The organism is Flavobacterium endoglycinae (assembly GCF_017352115.1).
GTDB lineage: Bacteria > Bacteroidota > Bacteroidia > Flavobacteriales > Flavobacteriaceae > Flavobacterium > Flavobacterium endoglycinae.
The window spans coordinates 5118616-5136252 of sequence record NZ_CP071448.1 but is presented as its reverse complement, the minus strand read 5'-3'; the positions used below and the strand labels follow the sequence as shown (position 1 = coordinate 5136252).

17 protein-coding genes are annotated in these 17637 nt (G+C 34.9%); 5 read left to right on the top strand and 12 right to left on the bottom strand.

Going from position 1 to position 17637, the window contains the following annotated elements:
- Positions 1 to 31: 31 nt before the first annotated feature.
- Complete coding sequence (locus J0383_RS22080) at positions 32 to 2827, top strand: M16 family metallopeptidase (RefSeq protein ID WP_207296114.1); 2796 nt, start codon at positions 32 to 34, stop codon at positions 2825 to 2827.
- Between the two features lie 229 nt (positions 2828 to 3056).
- Here the strand turns inward: J0383_RS22080 and J0383_RS22075 are convergent, their stop codons facing one another.
- The 5 genes from J0383_RS22075 to J0383_RS22055 form a co-directional block, all read right to left on the bottom strand.
- Positions 3057 to 3569 carry a PRC-barrel domain-containing protein gene (locus tag J0383_RS22075; RefSeq protein WP_207296113.1) on the bottom strand — a complete coding sequence of 171 codons (513 nt, stop codon included), beginning with the start codon at positions 3567 to 3569 and terminating at the stop codon, positions 3057 to 3059.
- Positions 3570 to 3634: 65 nt separating this feature from the next.
- Positions 3635 to 3805 (bottom strand): hypothetical protein, encoded by a 171-nt coding sequence (locus tag J0383_RS22070; protein WP_207296112.1) that lies wholly within the window; start codon positions 3803 to 3805, stop codon positions 3635 to 3637.
- A gap of 150 nt (positions 3806 to 3955) precedes the next feature.
- Positions 3956 to 4561: a DUF2652 domain-containing protein gene (locus tag J0383_RS22065; RefSeq protein WP_207296111.1), complete on the bottom strand. Its 606-nt coding sequence runs from the start codon at positions 4559 to 4561 to the stop codon at positions 3956 to 3958.
- On the bottom strand, positions 4558 to 5148 hold the full coding sequence (locus J0383_RS22060) for an NAD(P)H-dependent oxidoreductase (protein ID WP_207296110.1): 591 nt from the start codon (positions 5146 to 5148) through the stop codon (positions 4558 to 4560). Before J0383_RS22060 ends, J0383_RS22065 begins: the two co-directional genes overlap by 4 nt.
- Before the next feature lie 70 nt (positions 5149 to 5218).
- Positions 5219 to 6034: a helix-turn-helix domain-containing protein gene (locus J0383_RS22055; protein WP_207296109.1), complete on the bottom strand. Its 816-nt coding sequence runs from the start codon at positions 6032 to 6034 to the stop codon at positions 5219 to 5221.
- A 217-nt stretch (positions 6035 to 6251) separates the two neighbouring features.
- Here J0383_RS22055 and J0383_RS22050 point away from each other — a divergent pair, with 217 nt between their 5' ends.
- Positions 6252 to 7424: a chromate transporter gene (locus J0383_RS22050; protein ID WP_239023157.1), complete on the top strand. Its 1173-nt coding sequence runs from the start codon at positions 6252 to 6254 to the stop codon at positions 7422 to 7424.
- Between the two features lie 598 nt (positions 7425 to 8022).
- On the opposite strand, the gene hemA is transcribed toward J0383_RS22050, so the two are convergent.
- The 5 genes from hemA to J0383_RS22025 all read right to left on the bottom strand — a co-directional run bounded on the left by hemA (position 8023) and on the right by J0383_RS22025 (position 12581).
- Positions 8023 to 9315: a glutamyl-tRNA reductase gene (hemA, locus tag J0383_RS22045; protein WP_207296108.1), complete on the bottom strand. Its 1293-nt coding sequence runs from the start codon at positions 9313 to 9315 to the stop codon at positions 8023 to 8025.
- 257 nt (positions 9316 to 9572) lie between these two features.
- Entirely contained in the window at positions 9573 to 10166 is a 594-nt protein-coding gene (locus J0383_RS22040) for a globin family protein (RefSeq protein ID WP_207296107.1), read from the bottom strand.
- A gap of 17 nt (positions 10167 to 10183) precedes the next feature.
- Entirely contained in the window at positions 10184 to 10618 is a 435-nt protein-coding gene (locus tag J0383_RS22035) for a hypothetical protein (protein ID WP_207296106.1), read from the bottom strand.
- 292 nt (positions 10619 to 10910) lie between these two features.
- Positions 10911 to 12020, bottom strand: a complete 1110-nt coding sequence (locus J0383_RS22030; protein ID WP_239023361.1) for a cation:proton antiporter — start codon at positions 12018 to 12020, stop codon at positions 10911 to 10913.
- A gap of 108 nt (positions 12021 to 12128) precedes the next feature.
- Positions 12129 to 12581 (bottom strand): Hsp20/alpha crystallin family protein, encoded by a 453-nt coding sequence (locus J0383_RS22025; protein WP_207296104.1) that lies wholly within the window; start codon positions 12579 to 12581, stop codon positions 12129 to 12131.
- A 344-nt stretch (positions 12582 to 12925) separates the two neighbouring features.
- On the opposite strand from J0383_RS22025, the gene J0383_RS22020 reads away from it, so the two are divergent.
- On the top strand, positions 12926 to 13513 hold the full coding sequence (locus tag J0383_RS22020; RefSeq protein ID WP_207296103.1) for an NAD(P)-binding domain-containing protein: 588 nt from the start codon (positions 12926 to 12928) through the stop codon (positions 13511 to 13513).
- Positions 13514 to 13547: 34 nt separating this feature from the next.
- Here the strand turns inward: J0383_RS22020 and J0383_RS22015 are convergent, their stop codons facing one another.
- On the bottom strand, positions 13548 to 13883 hold the full coding sequence (locus tag J0383_RS22015; protein WP_207296102.1) for an L-rhamnose mutarotase: 336 nt from the start codon (positions 13881 to 13883) through the stop codon (positions 13548 to 13550).
- A gap of 16 nt (positions 13884 to 13899) precedes the next feature.
- Entirely contained in the window at positions 13900 to 15549 is a 1650-nt protein-coding gene (locus J0383_RS22010; protein WP_207296101.1) for an alpha-L-fucosidase, read from the bottom strand.
- 228 nt (positions 15550 to 15777) lie between these two features.
- Here J0383_RS22010 and J0383_RS22005 point away from each other — a divergent pair, with 228 nt between their 5' ends.
- Positions 15778 to 16653 (top strand): helix-turn-helix domain-containing protein, encoded by an 876-nt coding sequence (locus J0383_RS22005; protein WP_207296100.1) that lies wholly within the window; start codon positions 15778 to 15780, stop codon positions 16651 to 16653.
- A gap of 174 nt (positions 16654 to 16827) precedes the next feature.
- Positions 16828 to 17340: a hypothetical protein gene (locus J0383_RS22000; protein ID WP_207296099.1), complete on the top strand. Its 513-nt coding sequence runs from the start codon at positions 16828 to 16830 to the stop codon at positions 17338 to 17340.
- The last annotated feature ends 297 nt before the right edge of the window (positions 17341 to 17637 follow it).

Sequence of the window (17637 nt, the reverse complement as noted above, 5' to 3'; positions counted from 1 at the left end):
TCAATCAAAAAAAGAACAATAACTATCAAAAATGAAAACAAAATTAATTCTAGCGCATTTCCTGCTTCTGGGTTTATCTCAAGTTTCTGCGCAGTTTAAAACTACTTTTCCGCTGCCCAAAGAAGTCGCACACGGAACGCTTCCAAATGGAATGCAGTATTTTATCATGCACAACGAATGGCCAAAAGACAGAGCCGATTTCTATTTCGTGCAAAACGTTGGAGCCATTTTAGAAAATGATGATCAGGACGGCTTAGCGCATTTTTTGGAACATATGGCTTTTAATGGAACAGAGCATTTTAAAGGAAAAGGAATCATCAACATGCTGGAAAAACAAGGTGTTTCTTTCGGAAAAGATATTAATGCTTATACGGCTTACGACGAAACTGTTTACAACATCAGCAATGTTCCCTCGCAAAACAAAACTTTATTGGATTCTTGTATGTATGTACTGCACGACTGGTCTGGCTCTCTCCTGCTTGCCAATAATGAAATTGATGCCGAAAGAGGCGTAATACGTGAAGAATGGCGTACCAGAAGAAATGCAGATTACAGAACAGGCGAAAAAATCAACAAAGTAGTTTTTGAAGGTTCAAAATATGCAAAACGAAATGTTATTGGAGATTTAAATGTCATCAATAATTTCAAGTATCAAGTATTACGAGAGTATTACAAGAAATGGTATCAGCCTCAAAATCAAGCTGTCGTAATTGTAGGTAACATCGATGTAACTGTAATCGAAAAACGTGTTAAAGAGATTTTCGGTTCGATACCAAAACCCAAAAAAATCAATAAGAGAACGTATGAAAAAATTCCGTTCCAAAAAGAAAATCGTTATGTACTGGCGACCGACAAAGAGTTGCAGCGTTCTGGAATTTCGCTTTCATACAACAAACCAAAACCTTTAGTTCAAGATCAGGCCGAAATGAACAAAAGCATGCAGGAAAATCTGGCTTTGCAAATGATGAATAACCGATTTAACGAATACATTATCAATAACGAAACTGCAGGTTTGGCATTCGGAATTTCAAATGAAAATCTTTCGAGATTAGATAGTAAATTTTCATTAAATGTTACGCCAAAAAAAGGAAAGTTCATCGAAGCTTTTACCGAAGCTTACCGAGAATTTGAAAGAGCGATGCAAAACGGATTTACACAGCAGGAATTGGACCGTTTGAAAACTAAAATGCGTACCAGCTATGACAATCGTCTAGCAAATAAAGATAAAATTAGAAACAGTTATTGGGCAGAACAATTACAGCTTTATTTTTTAGAATCCAATCCGGTTTTTAGTGTTGAGGGAGAACATGAATGGATTAATGCTTTCTTGAATACTGTTACTTTAGATCAGGTAAATGCTGTATTTAAAGCTTTACAGCCAAAAGATAATTTAGTAATATCAGTTTCTGCACCTGAAGATGCCGCGACGAAATTTCCTGAAGCAAATGAGTATTGGAATGCTGTCAAAACTATTACAAATTCAAAATTAGAACCTTACAAAGAAGAAGAATTGACAGCTTCTTTAGTAAAAGAAGAATTGAAAGAAAGAGCAATTCTAAAAACAGAAGAAATTAAAGGATTCGAAAATGCGAAACGCTATACGTTGGCAAACGGTGCCAAAGTGATTATCTATCCCACAACTTTGAGTAAAGACCAGATTCTATTTTCGGCTTACAGCGCGGGAGGAAATTCACTTTCAGATTGGAAAGATCTTCCATCAGCACAGATTGCAGCCGCTGTCGTTTCATATTCGGGATTAGGTGATTATAAGTTTACTGATTTAAAAAAGAAACTGACAGGCAAAACGGCCAATGTGAGCCCATACATTGGAGGTTTATACGAAGGTTTTAACGGAAGCAGCAACAAAGAATCTCTCACTACTTTATTACAGCTGGTTTACTTGTATTTCCAGCACCCTAGATTTGACAGCAATACTTTTGATAAAATAAAAGAACAATATCAAAATAAATTGAACAACGCGCCAAACAGCAATGAAAAAGCTTTAAGCGACACTATATCGGTTTTAAACACGAATTACAGCAAACGTAACTGGCTTTTATCACAGGACTTTATTAGTGCTTTAGATTTGAATACGGCTAAAAAAATCTACACTGAACGTTTCTCAAACGCAAGTGATTTCACGTTTCTATTCGTCGGAAACATTTCAGAAAATGACATTGCTGCAATCAACACTTATTTAGGAAATATTCCATCAGAAGAGAAAACGGAGAACTATGTAGATCACAAAATATTTATGAAAGACGGAAAGGTTGAAAAAACAATTTTTAGAACGATGGATACACCTAAAACAACAGTTTACCTTCATTTTGAAAACAGAGATATTGTCTATAACAAAAAGAATAAAATACTAAGTTATATGGTATCTGAATGGCTTACAAAACGTTACCTAGAAACGATTCGTGAAGAAGAAGGCGGCAGCTATGGCGTACATGCTGGAACTAATTTGTCTCAGTTTCCTTCTCCTCTATTTTCATTAGAAATCAATTTTGACTGCAATCCAGACAAGGCAGATGCGTTGGTTAAAATTGTACATGCAGAAGTTGCAAGGGTGCAGACTGAAAATATTCCTGCCAATATGTTAGAAGACATCAAACAATCCATAATCAAGAATTATCAGGAGCAGATTAAAGAGAATACGTATTGGCTTAATACATTGACCTCTTATGTTCGTAATGATGAAAGTCCTCTTGATATTGAACTTCTTAAAAATATACTAAGCACGATTACTGCAAAGGATTTAAAGGAATTTACAACAAATGCCTTAAAGAAATCAAACAGCGTGCAGGTATTGATGAAAGCAAAATAAGAATCTATTTTGAACCCCATTTCAATTTAAAGGTTTTAAATATTCTTATCGTTTTTTTATTTTTTTTATTTTAATTAGTTTTTAAAGGCTGTCTGTAAGACGGCCTTTATTATTAAAAATACATCGTATCAAATCATCGACTATTGTTTCAAAACAAAAAAGATCAGACGTCTTCAAACATCTGATCTTCGTATTTATAAATCCAGCTTTTAAAACTTTAAAAGAGGGATTAACGATTATCAAATTCTTTTCTGCTGTAAAAAGCATTGTCCTCACTGTCATAAGTTGAACCAGTTTCATCATCAGGATAATAGCTTTTTAAAACCGATCTTTCATAATTGCGGTCAAAATGATGCTGGGTATTATATCTTCCTGTTCTTCTAAAAGTATCATAGTCGATAGAATTAGCCTGTACAATCTTTGTATCTTTATTAATTGTCACTGAACCAATCGGAATGATTAGATGGCTGTCGCCATCACGGTACATAAATTCCCTTGTATTTTCGTTGGCAATCGTATCATGAATCTCGTGTTTGCTGTCTTCAATAAGCTCTTTGTCGACATTCACATCCAGATACACCACACGCTGCATATCCTTGTTAACCCATAAATTATCAACTTTTCCTATAGTGCGGTTGTCTGCATCTACTATTTTCCATCCTCTAACATCCGAGTAATTAGAAGCTACTTTATAATCGGAAAGCTCATCGAGCCTGTATAAATTTCTGTCTTTCTTTTCCATGTCTTTTTAATTTAATTATATTGTATCAGTCTCTGCAAATGCAGAACATTACCTTTGTATTCTGCTTATTCAGCAGTTGTAGAATCTACTGGCACAGCATTTTCAACTTCAATAGTGGTTTCGCTTCGCGGTTCAGTGTCTCTTAAAAAAACGTAGTATACCACTGCCCCAATTAACAGCAATGCTATAATCCAAGGCCATACGGGCTTTTTCTTTTCAATTTTAATTTCTGCCATAACTTTATTTTTATATGATTATTTTAACTGTGTTATAAAGTTACAAAGCACAATTTAGTGTAAAGTATTAAATTTCAGGCTGATGTTATACAATTCCCAGTAGAGGAAAAACCAAAAGACGATTAGAAAAATAGACATATCATTCTATAATTAATTTACCTGAATTTTAGGCAGGATTTCTTTTTTATAATCTATGTATATGTAATTGGAGTCCGATTTGCGGTTTTTCTGCGCGCCTGCAAAATTCAACAGATCTTCAGTAAGCAATAAATACGTATTGCTCTGGATTGTATTTTTTAGCAGGCAGTGAGACTGCACTACTGTATTTCCGTAAAGCTTACTGAAACCTCCCACAGTATATTCTGAAAAAAGTCCATAATGAGCAATCAGTTTGAGGGACAAATTCATGTTTCTGCCAATAAGAGATTCGATGGTATGTACCTTTTCTCTAAAATTACGAAGCATTACCTCATACTGATTAATAATTAAATCTGCATTTGGAGGACAGCAGAACTTATAAAAAAGAACGGCATCACCTTCCACCTCCGAAACTTTAAGTCCGAGAATATTACTCTCGATAATAGTGGTGAGAAGTTCTCTCATAATATACCTGCCTGCTTCGATGCAAATACTTGAAACGAAATTGGTAAAACCGCTAACATCGGGAATTAGAATAAGTCCGTGTTCAGCTTTTACTGCGCTGGCTTCATTGTGATACCTGCGCAGTATTTCCTGTGGTGTAGTAGCAAGACTCATGATCCAACAGTTGTACATTTATAGAGAGATAAAATCTCGTCGACCCAAATCTCGGCAGTTTCTGGAGTAATACGATCTGCTTTGTCAAAAAAGAAATGCTGATTGATTTCAAAACCGCAATAGCTGTAGATGCCTTTGTCAGAAGTAAGTCTCAACGCTTTGTCCATACCAATTTCATGGTACTCCTGATGGGATTTTCCGTGAGTATTGATTATTACGGCCTGCTTTCCTGCTAAAAGTCCTTTTTGGATTCCCTGATCATAGCGGTAAGCAAATCCATAGCTGAATACGCGGTCAATATAACCTTTCATTATAGCTGGCATACCTGTCCACCAGATAGGATGAATAAAAGTGATATGTTCTGCCCAGCTTATAAAATCCTGTTCCAGTCTTACATCGTCTGATACCTCGCCCTTTCTCTGGCCTGCCATATCCTGAAGTGAAAGCACCGGATTAAAATTCAGTTCATATAAATCTCTTACAATAACTTCGTTGTCTTGCTGCACTAAATACGCAGCTAGATCATTTTTAAATTTTCCATTCAGGCTTTCTGAGTTAGGGTGCGCGTAAATAATTAAATGTCTCATTGTTCTATATTTTAAATTTATAGGACAAATTTAGACCGAAGCTATTTCTTAAAATTGGAAGAAAACGAAATCAGCCCACAGGATTGCATATACTGCATTGCAGTTTAAGGTATCGTGCAGGAGTTAGATTTATATAATATTTAAAATCATTAATAAGCTGACTTTGGTCGTAATAACCGCATTCACCAACAATTTCAAACCAGTCATTCTTAGATGTTCTGCATGCAATATCCTGCATCATTTCAATGGCTTTTAGAAAGCGTAGATAACGGTTTATTTCTTTGGCAGAATACCCCAGCTGCTTTTTATGAGTTAGCTGTATAGCGCGTTCACTCTGTTTTGTTTCATCTGCAACTTTCTTTATGGGATTGTAGGCTGTATTTTTAAGTTCTATCAGTTGGCCGGTAACTGGATTTCGTTTTCTAAGATAAGGTCTGCAGAATTCTAAGATGCACTCTACCTGCTCTTCTTTGTTTTCAATTCCATTAAGTTTGTGCCAGAGAGCTGTAAAACAGTTTTCACTCATTAAATCATTAGGATCAATTGGCAAATTTTCTGCTAAAGCTGCCGATCCAAAAAAACGGTAAAAAGCATCATCCTTAAAATTAGCAACTAAAATCGTATTTCCTGCCGGCTGCGAATAGTCAAATGCTTTTTTTATTGGGCCCAGCACAATACACTTTTCTACTTCTATATTCTCATCGCCTTCCGAATGAATATAGGCACTTTCACCAAAACTAAAAATCATGATAGTTTGATAAGAAGGAAGAAGTTTCTTGGTAAACGTTATGTCTGAATTATTTTCTGCGAAATAAAAATGCGAAAAAACTTCCTGAAATTCATCAGAAACCGCTATTCTCCCGCTTGAAAATTTGTCTTTTTGCATACAAAGCTAAATTATAAAAAAAAACCATTGCATCAAATTCCGCTTAAGCACACAGGCCATTAAACTCGAGCAATACTTTCTGCTGAACAGCTGTAAAAGTAATCCTGATACAAAAGGTAAATAAGATTCTATTTTATATAAATTTTGACCTTTAGTTTTGTTTTTAGATCCATCAAAAGAACAAATAGTTTTTAAAGCACCAAACGATAGGGATACTATGAAGCAAATGGAAAAAAACTCAAAATACAGTCTCTTAGAATTAACCTTATATTTTCTAAAATTGGGCACAACCGGTTTTGGCGGTCCTGTTGCCTTAGTGGGCTATATGCATAAAGATTTGGTTGAAAACCGAAAATGGATAAGTGAGGAAGAATACAAACAAGGTTTGGCGCTGGCACAATTAGCCCCGGGTCCGCTTGCAGCGCAGTTAGGAATTTATATTGGTTTTGTGCATTATAGTTTTTTAGGCGCCACATTGGCTGGTTTTGCTTTTATACTACCATCATTTATCATGGTATTATTGCTTGGGATTGTTTACAAATTATATGGAGGTTTGTCGTGGATACAAGCTGTATTTTATGGTGTTGGTGCAGCCGTTGTTGGCATAATAGCACTTAGTTCTTATAAACTTACACTAAAATCTATAGGATCTTTTCGTTTAGAATCCTTTAAAACAAAATGGTTATTATGGCTCTTCTTCATTCTTGCAGTAGCTGTAACCTATGTAACCGAAAAAGAACAGCTTTTATTATTTATAATAGCCGGACTATTTTATATGATGATAATCGCACCTCCAAAATGGTGGAATTTTAAAACTACTAATTCACTGATTCTTTTACAATTTGCTTTGTGGGATTATGAAGGAAATAAACTTTTAAAATTAGCTGTTTTTTTTGCTAAAGCTGGTGCCTTTGTTTTTGGCAGCGGACTCGCTATCGTTCCGTTTCTTCATTCTGGCGTTGTACTGGAAAATAATTGGTTAACAGAACAGCAGTTTCTGGATTCTGTTGCTGTCGCCATGATAACCCCGGGACCTGTAGTTATAACAGTGGGATTTATTGGATTTCTTGTCGACGGTTTTTTAGGTGCACTTACTGCTTCTCTAGCTACTTTTTTGCCTTGCTATCTTTTTACGATTATTCTTGCTCCCTATTTTAAGAAAATTGCCGATAACAAATCTGTAAAAGCATTTGTAGAAGGAATAACTGCTGTAGTTATTGGAGCATTAGTAGGATCTGTAATTATTATTGCCAAAAGAAGTATTATCGATATTCCTACCATAGTTATTGCTGCAATAACCGTTTTGCTTTTAGTGTATTATAAAAACATTAAAGAGCCTTACATCATTATTACAGCTGGAATTTTGGGTTTTATTATTAAATTATTATAAAATTCATGAACCTGATTCAAGAATTTGCCTTACTAAATCATATTTTCGTTAAGTATCACTTATAAATACACCATCGCAAAGTGATATAAATCTCTTCATCACACTTTATTTTGTGTACATTGGTGTATACATCTTTTTTGATATCTGTTTACAGCCGTTGTAATTTCATTTGTAATTAATAATTTCAAAATGGCTGGAATAACTAATTTTAATAGGATGATGGTATTTTTTGGATGCCTATTTAGATTAAAATGATGTACAGATCCTTTATCAAAAACTATAAAATTTTATAAAAACCAATCTAGTTTATAAAATATGTTTAAATTAGGCCTCTAAAACCTAAACAAACTGCCTGATATATTAAGGGAGATAAATCCATACAATAATTGTGAAAAATTATAGTAAACATAAAATGGAAGATTATGTTTATGGACAAGCCCGCAGGTAGTGTGTCTGATTAACACCAAGTCCTGCGGGCTTAATTTTGTTTTTCAGCCTTCTGAAATTAATTGGCAGAGCCATTCACATACTACTCTTGAATTTTCAAACGGGTTTAAAAAGCGTATAATATCATATAAAACTATCTCTCACTATATCGCTAGGAAAGCTTTATATTGTATTTTATCTCGGCAACAGAAGGTGTCTTATTGTATTGTCCTATTTGAAATACTTTCTCCATAAATTCAATACTTTGCTCAATTGAGCAGTTTTCGTTTTTTAGATGGTGCGCAAAATGACTGGTTATTTTCTGAACAATTCGTGCACTTACAACATCAGCCATTGTGGTATCAAAATCGATGGCTTTCTTTTTTTGCAAGGCCATTTCAGCTGCGGCTATATCAGTTAGTTTCGCTTTTAAAGCCTGAATTACTGGTGCATATTTACGCTCATTTAGCCAATTATAAAATTCTGATTTTAAATCCTCAATAACAGCTTCTGCAGCTGGGATATGTTGTTGTCTTCTCTGTAAGGTATCATCACGCATTACCGAAAGTTCATCGAGATGCAGTAAAGATACTCCAGGAATCTCCAATACATTGGTATTGACATTTCTTGGGATAGAAAGATCAAGAATCAGCAGTGGTTTGTGTAAGCCAAGCTGTGTTTTGTCAATAGTGGGAATACGGGCTCCTGTCGCTACAACCAAAATATCTGCGTGTTGTATTTCTTGTGTTAAATCTGCATAGTCCTTAACTGTAACACTTAGTTTTTCCCCAAGCATTTCTGCACTGCTATTTGTTCTGTTTATAAGGGTAATGCAGGAATTTGGAGTATGCTTTACTAGATTTTCGCAGGTATTACGTCCTATTTTGCCGGTTCCAAATAACAATATATTTTTACTGCCTGTAGCGGCATTTCGTATTATATATTGTACGGCAGCAAAAGAAACAGATGCGGCACCGGAAGAAATTCCAGTCTCGGTTCTTATTTTTTTGCCTGCTTTTATAACTGCGTTTACCAAACGGTCCATAAAAGTATCTGACAATCCATGTTGTCTGCTTAAATTAAACGAGTTTTTTATCTGGCCAAGTATTTCAAAATCTCCTAAAATCTGGCTTTCTAAACCTGCAGCCACACGGAATAAATGAGTTGCAGCCTGCTCATTTTTGTATATAAAAGCAGCCGATCTGAATTCTTCCACCGAACCAGAGCTGTTTTCACACAGCAGTCTTATTAATTCATAAGGATGGTTGGCTGTTCCGTATAATTCAGTTCTATTGCAGGTAGAAATAACCAATAAGGATTCAATGCCTTCTGCTGCTGCTTGTTTCAAAAGAGCCTCATGAGCTCGGGCATCCAAACTGAATTTCCCCCTGATAGAGGCATCTGCCTTTTTATAGCTGATTCCCAGAGCATAAAATGAGGGTGCCGATTTATTGAATTTTTCCATATAATACCTGATAAAAAGTTTAAATAATCAATCTGTAAATGCATAAACAAGCAGCCGTTAATAAAAACGGTATTAAATTGATGGCTTCCTGTATGTGAAGAATTAATCTTTAGTAAAAATGATATAGTATCTTAACTGTATATAATAATAAAAGATATCTTTTATCAAATCGATTCCAGTTAATGGCCTGGCGGCCAAATCATAGAGGCTTACTATATAGAAAACGCTGCCAGAAACCGGCAGCGTTTCTAAGGGAATTATTTTTGAACTATAGGAGTTCTCAATTGTTCCAATACAGCAACGATATCAACATAAAGTTCTGTATTTGAAGCAACGCCATTAGCATTGGCAGCCGCTCCTACATATCCTTCGAATTTTGTGTAATCTGCATTGCTAGATTTTGTTCCCATACGAGGGTTTTTAGCAGGATCATGCGCCGCAGACATACTTAGTCCAGAATATGTGTTAACTGCATTAGTTCCTCCTGTATTAAACGAAAAGAAATCCGTCAAATTATCCGATAATTTAGCAATGTTAGTTGCTTGTGTTTGTCCAGTTTCAGCAAGCAGCGGTGCAAAATGAGCCTGTAGGTTTCCAGAAGCATTAGATTGTATATCGGCTACAATAAGGCCAATAGTTGAATTTACTACTTTTCGGTAACTAAGTCTTCCCTGCTCGATCATCTGTCCAGGATTGTCAGGATCAGAAACCATTTTAGTACCGCCAAGACGCTCATAAATTGATGCTTTTACCACTGGATCTGGAGTATTGTCATCATCATTGCTACAAGAAGTCAGGGCTGCAGCAGCCGTAAGTAATACACTAAGTGTAATTTTAGAATACATTTTCATAATATATATATTTAGGGTTAATTAAAAAATTGGTTTATTTTCTGCGATAATTTGTAACCAAAACTATTTTGATTGATCGGGCAAACTTCTTTATTGGCTAAATTTGCCGGCAGAATGTAGCGCTGGGCGTCATAATTCCCTTTTGCCATCAGCTGGTCGTATACTTTTTTTGAATTGGTAATTTTATTATTGTGAAAGTATACCACCACATTTCTTTTGACAATTATAGAATCTGAGGTAAGTCCTTTTATAGCTCTAAGATTCGAACAGATTTCTTTTGCTTGAGCAGAATCAATATCGGATTTAAAATCGATACGGCTCACCTGCAGATTGGGATTTTCGTAAACAGCAGGTTTAGCAGTAATGATATGGAAAAGTAAAACGGCAGAAAAGAGCGCAGTAATTATGAACAGAGTCCATAGGGCCTTTTTAATATTTTTTTTGATTTTCATAGGGTAGTTTTTTTAATGATTAGATTTTACCCTATATACGAGCAAGTATTTTTTTTGGTTTTATTTAACAGTAGTTTAGAATTGTTTTAAATAATTAACAGCTGTTAGATGACAATATTTTAGCTACTTTTTAAACACAAACATCACAAACACAACGAATAACGAGGTTTTTCTTCTAAAGATTACACCTCGAAAGAATTATAAAAAAAATAATAAGTAAAACCTAATAAGTAGAAATCGTACACTTTAAAAAGTATGATGCAAACCATTTTTGATTTAACAATACCTATATTTATCTAAATCTATAAATGAGCTGTTGAATGATCATAAGCCAAATTGAAGTCAAAAGCATTGTGGTAGTAATGACAGCCAGTGTTATTTGATAAATAAAATCCTCGACAAGTCTTAAGGAGAAAGCCATGCTCATGAGTACAAAACTGAATTCTCCTATCTGCGATAAAAGAGCGCCAGCATAAATACTGTCCCGCCATGAATTTTCTGCAGCTCGAAATAAAATTGCATTCAAAAGACTGTTAATCAGTAAAACTGCTAAGGAAATCAAGAGAATCATGGGAAGGTTCTTCACAAAGAAAGTTACGTGCAGCTGCAGACCTACTGCGAGAAAAAAGAATGCCATAAAAAACACTCTGAAAGGAATTAGTGCTTTTCCAAGCCAATGCGTAGCTTTAGACTGTCCGATAAATATACCCGAAACAAAAGCTCCTAAAGCGGTAGAGAGACCAAACCATCCACTAATCCATGCCATTCCAAAACAAAGCCCTAAGCCAATAAAAACCTGCAGTTCATGATCGGCTGTAATTTCCTTACTCATTGGAAGTTTAAATATCTTTTTATGAACTGCTGCTTTTAAAAATAGAATTAACAAAACACCGCCACAACAGACTTTAAAAAGCTGAAAACTCGAAATACCGCCTCCAGCAAATAAATTAAGTCCTATCATCATGGGAACTACCACAATATCCTGCATAAGAAGAACACCGCAGGTTATCGTGCCAAGACGGCTTTTGATTTCTCCTGTACGGGCTAGGTACTGAAATACTATAGCAGAACTGCTTAAACTTATTATAAAAGTGGTGAGTATTATTGTTATGATGTTCCATCCTGCATATGTTCCTAAAAGATACATACAGATAAAACTAAGTACAATCTGTACAAGAACTATAGAGAAAGGTTTGTAGAAATTATGAGTAAGATAACCCAAATCAATTTCACTCCCAATACTAAACATTAATAAAATGATACCAATTTCACCAAGTTCAAGAATTACTTCAGGTTCATGAATTACATTAAATACGGAAGGACCAAGCAGTATTCCGGCTGCTATATAGGCTATAAAATAAGGCTGTTTTAATTTTCGAAGAAGTAAAATCAGCAACAACACGATTAGGGACATCACAGATATCCCGGAGAATAATTGTGACAACATATGGATGAATTATAGAGAAAGCTGCCATAAGGCAGCTTTCGGTTTAAATTAAAATGATGAATTTTAATAAATATCGATTACTCTAGGTGTCTTTTGTTTGGCCTGCTCCATTTTAGGAATCGATAATAACAGAAGTCCATTTTCGTAACGGGCGCTGATTTTATCTTCGTCCACTACATTTTTAGGCAGCAGGAAACTTCGCTGGAAAGATTCATAACTAAATTCTCTTCTGGTAAAGGTTCCGTTCTGCTCATTGATTTGGTTTTCTCTCGATGAAGAAATAACGAGCTGTCCGTTGTCAAGAGTAATTTTGAAATCATCTTTGTTCATTCCTGGAGCAGCTACTTCTACCTCATAATTGTCTGCGGTCTCTTTAATATTAACCGAAGGCAGTGTGGTGCTTGTGGTTGAAAAATTGTTGTTTTCCCAATTGAAAAAATCTCGGCTGAAAACATCATCAAAAAACAGGTTTTGGAAAGCCGGTAAGCGGTTTCCACTTCTCTTAATAAGATTCATAACAGTAATTTTTAAAATTGTTATACAATAAATTTTTGAACTTGCACTGTTGTGCTTTAGCTCAATAAACAAATTATATGCCAACGAAATGCTCTGACATTTTTTCATAAAACAGCTTGAAAAAATGTCATACTACTGTCCTAAAACCTAGTAAAATTAAACCATTTACAGCATGAAATTAATTTATATTTTAATTGAAAGAACAGGTAAAAACACCTGATTAATAACCAGTTAATTTCACTACATTTAACTAAGCCTAAACCAGACCTTAAAACTGAGTGCCTTTGTTGGTGCAAAAGTTTTATAAATGATAATATAATAACAGCATTAAAACTTGATCCGTTATGAAAATTGGAATTATAGGAATCAGCAGTCTTACTATGGAATTGGCCTTTCGTTCTGCCCGGCAAGGTTATACCGTTACCGTATACAATCCGAAAGGGAATAGTCTTATAAGAGATGCTCTTGAAAAATTTGGCCCTACAGCTACAACTGGCACTTTAGAGCAAGCCGCTTCAGCAGATATCATTTTATTATTTATCCCTAAAGATGATCTGGAAAATGTACTGAATCAGCTCCCAGATGTATCGGGAAAAATAATTATACACACTAGCGGTTTAATATTTGATCCGCAGACACTTTTATCAGGAATCACCAATGCGATGACTTATAAAATTACAGCGTCACTTCTTCCTCAAGCACATGTAGTGAAACTATTTCATCCTGTTGATCTTCAAGACAAAAACGATGTGAGAAATAAGGAACAAATATTTTTTATAGCCGATCACAGAGCTTCAAAAAACTATGTAAAAAACTTCTTAAAGCAACTGGATTTTTCTCCTGTTGATCTTTCTGGGAGAATACATTTACAAAATAAAGGGCTAAACCTTGATAGTATTTTTCATTCCTCTGCCCGCCGACTTGATAATTAAGTTTTCATAAATTTATATTCACTTTAAATATGATTTACTCCAATTTGTAGATCATTTTCATTGGCAGCCATTTTTCTCCTTCAGCAGCTCCCGGAGGTGCCTGTTGAAACTTCCACATCAATTCTTCCCATTGCTGCACTTTTGGATTTGCGGCATCCATTGCCTGTTTTCTCTCAATGGTGAAGGTTTCATCGACTTCCATAATCATAAACAGCCGATTAGCAAGAATGTAAATTTCCATGTTCTTGATTCCGCTGTCCTTGATGCTTTTAGTTATCTCAGGCCATGTATTGTCCTGAGTATGATATTGTATGTATTCTTTGATTTTCTCTGGATCATCAATTAAATCACAGGCATAACATAATCTCATTGGTTGTATATTTTATTTAAGAAAAAATTTCCAGCACATTGGCAAAACTTCCTTGTGGTTTATCAGCAGGAAACTTTACTTCTAAGTATTCTTTATGCTGCGCAAACTGCAGTTTCTCTCCTGTGCTCACTAATCGGATTTTTTTGATGGCTTTGGTATAGTATCCAGCCTCAGATCCTAGAGTTTTAATATAGACCACACCTTTTTCAGGCCAGTCCATTACTGTAACGAAAAGCTGATTATCTTTCTGTGCAAAACGAAAATCTTCAGCGCTGTAAGGCTTACCCTGACCTTCGTTAAATCCCTGCGCTTTTAATTTCCCTGTACTTGCCTGCTGAGGTCCTTCTCCAAAAATCTTCCATGGTCTGGTACCGTAAATACTTCTTCCGTTGGCTTTCATCCACTGCCCTATTTCTTTTACGATTTGCAATTCTTGTTCATCTATACTACCGTCTCCTCGAATGGGAATATTGAGCATAAGATTTCCATTTTTGCTTACTACATCTATCAGGGTATGAATTACAGTCTTAGCGGATTTATACTGTTTTTTAGTATACACATCGCGGTCATAATGCCAGTTTCCAATACAAGTATCAGTCTGCCATGGCAAAGGTTCAATTTGATTGCTTTGTCCTTTTTCAATATCCCAGACTAAAGCCTTACGCTGCTGCTCGGTTAAAATTTTTCCAGTAATGACAGCTTGAACGGTTTTATTTTTTTTAAGGCTTTTGTTGTAAAGATGTGCTGCTATACGAAGTCCCGCATCGCTGATAGGCCATAAAGGCAAAGCAGTATCATCAAAATACAACATATCTGGATTATATTTCTCAATGAGATCAATAGTTCTATTATAGAATTTTTCACAATATTCAGAGGAAGGTATTGAAGCACCGTCTGCCCAATCCCACTGGCTGTGAACAGACGAATCACCAGAAGGCTTACCGCTTATGGGATGATTCTGAGCATATAAGTCCTGAGGATCCAATCCATCCCACCATTTACCGCTTCCATCCGCTTTAGTCAAAGTTCCGTCATAGGATATTCCGGCAAATGGTCCGTTTTTATCAGCGCCTTTTGAAGTGTCAAACCAGTTCCATGCATGGGCCGCATGAACACTCACTGCAAAGGGCAGACCAGCTTTTCTGGCGGCTTTTTCCCATCCTTTGATTATATCTATTTGTGGTCCTACGCGTGTGGAGTTCCACTGTGGCTGATACTGGCTGTCATATAAATCGAGATTATCATGATGATTAGCCATCGCCATAAAGTATTTTGCTCCAGAATCTTTATAAAGATTAACAAGTTCGTCAGGAGCCCATTTATCTGCTTTCCAAGTATTAATGACATCTTTAAAACCAAATTCAGAAGGATGGCCATATTTTTGAAGATGAAAATTATATTGTCTCGATCCTTCTTCATACATTCCTCTTCCATACCAGTCTCCTGCTTCGGGCTGGCACTGAGGTCCCCAATGTGCCCACATTCCAAACTTAGCATCTCTAAACCAATCTGGCACCTTATATTTTTCAAGTGATTCCCAAGACGGCTCAAAAGGCCCTAACTCATAGGGCTCTGATTTTAAAAGAATAGATCTTCCCAGCAAAGGTGATAAATACAATCCAGCTAAAGCTGTCATGCCTAATTTTAAAGCATTTCTTCTGTTCATATTTTTAATTCACTTAGTTTTTATTCATATCCGATTAAAAAAATATTCTAATACTGATAAATTTCTAATAAATAAATCTATATTACTATATATTATTTTTTAATCGATCTTAAAATTTTATTATTGATTATATTTAATCATTTTAATTGTAGTAAAATTAAAATAGAATATTTTGTTTTATGTATTCAAAACCGATTATTTATTATTTAAAACCGATCATTTTCTCTCATGTCCCACAATATTTTCTCTTACTCATTTACACTGCTTCATATAGATTATGTCAAGCTTGACGATAAATGGAATTATTACAATGTGATCAGTCCGTATTATCGGCTGTATTATATTGATGAAGGAACCGGATTTGTATCAGACAGCAGCCAGCAATTGAAATTAGAACCGGGCTGCCTGTATTTAATACCGAGTTTTACAACTTGTAATTTAAACTGCGATCATTATCTAAGCCAGTATTTTGTCCAATTTTTTGAAGATTCTGCAGACGGAATTTCATTATTTGGTAATAATCGCCGCATTTTAAAATGTACAGCATCTCAAATTGATATACTGCTTATAAAAAAGATGTTGAAGAGTAATCCCGGAAGAGGAATTAACCGATCTGATAATCCTAAAATTTATGAAAGAGAAGCTTATTACAAAGAATACAGATCTTTAAATAATGTAATCAAACCTCATGTTCAATTTGAAAATCAAGGCATTATACTGCAGTTAATTTCCAGATTTCTATCTGCGGGTTTTAAAGTTTCTCCGCAGCGGATTATACCTTCAAAAATAGCCGATACCATGAGCTATATACAGCTCAATATACATCAAAATATCACAATTTTAGAACTGGCTGCAAGAGTTAATCAGAATCAGGACTATTTCTCTAAACAATTTTTAATTCATACCGGAATGAGACCTTTGCGATATATACATGAAAAAAAAATTGAACGCGCCCAGTACCTTATTGCCACTACAAACAAAACTTTTTTAGAGATTACCATAGATACCGGCTTTTCCAATCTGGCTCATTTTTCAAAAATTTTCAAACAAATCGTAAGTCTAACTCCAGGAGAATACCGAAAACAGATTTTTAATATCAATTAATCGCCGAAAAATTATTGGTACAAAACTTATCCTAAGTCAATTCTTATTTCCTTTTATATAACTAGTTTTGAATCATTGCATTTGAAATAAGCATTCACAAAGCAAATGCAAAATGTGTTGAACGTTCTAAAACAAAAAATAGAACTCTATAAAGCAACTTAATAACTGATCCCAATGAAGAAATCACTTGCTATTACGCTGATTTGCACAGCTATTTTTACAACTTATTTTACCCATGCCCAAAAGAAAACACAAACACTTAGGGCAGATTTCGAAAAAGCATGCGGAATATGGAAAGGAACTCTCACGTATTTAGATTACTCTTCGGGAAAACCCTACAGCATGTCAGCAGATCTAGAAGTTAAAAGAAGAGATGCATCGAATGAATTTCTTTTTATTTACACCTATCCAAAAGAAAAAAGTGCCAATACAGAACAGACTATTATTATTTCAGAGGATGAAAAATATATAGGCAAAGAACAAATTGAATCAAGAAAGGATCTTCCAGATGGAAGCGTTCAAATTGTAACCCAGAAATCTGGAAAGGATGGTAATGATAACAAAGATGCCTTGATAAAACAAATCTACACGATAGGCAAAACATCCTTTTCTATACGTAAGGAAGTCCTTTTTTCGGACGATAATAAATGGATAAAGAGACATGAGTATGTTTTCACAAGAAGTTAAGCTGATTTAAAAAAAAGGCAAAGATTACTTTTTATCATTTATTAAAGTAGTAAAAGGAAATACTCTTGTACTATGAAATCTTATATTTAAAATAATAATTGGAAAATCCCGTCTTACAAAAGATAAGACGGGTTATCCAGCACAGACATAATCCCCAATTTATGTTCTGCAATGTTCAATAATCTATTAAAAAGCTTAGAGAAAACACTCTGCTAAGAGAAATAAACATGCTGCAAGATTATGAACTTTAGCCCAGTCTCAATTCTTTTTTTATTTATAAAACATAACATAACGTTA

What these genes read in the sequence shown, in the direction of transcription:
- J0383_RS22080 (WP_207296114.1), top strand. Translation starts at nt 32, where the DNA reads ATGAAAACAAAATTAATTCTAGCGCATTTCCTGCTTCTGGGTTTATCT.
- J0383_RS22075 (WP_207296113.1), bottom strand. Translation starts at nt 3,569, where the DNA reads ATGGAAAAGAAAGACAGAAATTTATACAGGCTCGATGAGCTTTCCGAT.
- J0383_RS22070 (WP_207296112.1), bottom strand. Translation starts at nt 3,805, where the DNA reads ATGGCAGAAATTAAAATTGAAAAGAAAAAGCCCGTATGGCCTTGGATT.
- J0383_RS22065 (WP_207296111.1), bottom strand. Translation starts at nt 4,561, where the DNA reads ATGAGTCTTGCTACTACACCACAGGAAATACTGCGCAGGTATCACAAT.
- J0383_RS22060 (WP_207296110.1), bottom strand. Translation starts at nt 5,148, where the DNA reads ATGAGACATTTAATTATTTACGCGCACCCTAACTCAGAAAGCCTGAAT.
- J0383_RS22055 (WP_207296109.1), bottom strand. Translation starts at nt 6,034, where the DNA reads ATGCAAAAAGACAAATTTTCAAGCGGGAGAATAGCGGTTTCTGATGAA.
- J0383_RS22050 (WP_239023157.1), top strand. Translation starts at nt 6,252, where the DNA reads ATGAAGCAAATGGAAAAAAACTCAAAATACAGTCTCTTAGAATTAACC.
- hemA (WP_207296108.1), bottom strand. Translation starts at nt 9,315, where the DNA reads ATGGAAAAATTCAATAAATCGGCACCCTCATTTTATGCTCTGGGAATC.
- J0383_RS22040 (WP_207296107.1), bottom strand. Translation starts at nt 10,166, where the DNA reads ATGAAAATGTATTCTAAAATTACACTTAGTGTATTACTTACGGCTGCT.
- J0383_RS22035 (WP_207296106.1), bottom strand. Translation starts at nt 10,618, where the DNA reads ATGAAAATCAAAAAAAATATTAAAAAGGCCCTATGGACTCTGTTCATA.
- J0383_RS22025 (WP_207296104.1), bottom strand. Translation starts at nt 12,581, where the DNA reads ATGAATCTTATTAAGAGAAGTGGAAACCGCTTACCGGCTTTCCAAAAC.
- J0383_RS22020 (WP_207296103.1), top strand. Translation starts at nt 12,926, where the DNA reads ATGAAAATTGGAATTATAGGAATCAGCAGTCTTACTATGGAATTGGCC.
- J0383_RS22015 (WP_207296102.1), bottom strand. Translation starts at nt 13,883, where the DNA reads ATGAGATTATGTTATGCCTGTGATTTAATTGATGATCCAGAGAAAATC.
- J0383_RS22010 (WP_207296101.1), bottom strand. Translation starts at nt 15,549, where the DNA reads ATGAACAGAAGAAATGCTTTAAAATTAGGCATGACAGCTTTAGCTGGA.
- J0383_RS22005 (WP_207296100.1), top strand. Translation starts at nt 15,778, where the DNA reads ATGTCCCACAATATTTTCTCTTACTCATTTACACTGCTTCATATAGAT.
- J0383_RS22000 (WP_207296099.1), top strand. Translation starts at nt 16,828, where the DNA reads ATGAAGAAATCACTTGCTATTACGCTGATTTGCACAGCTATTTTTACA.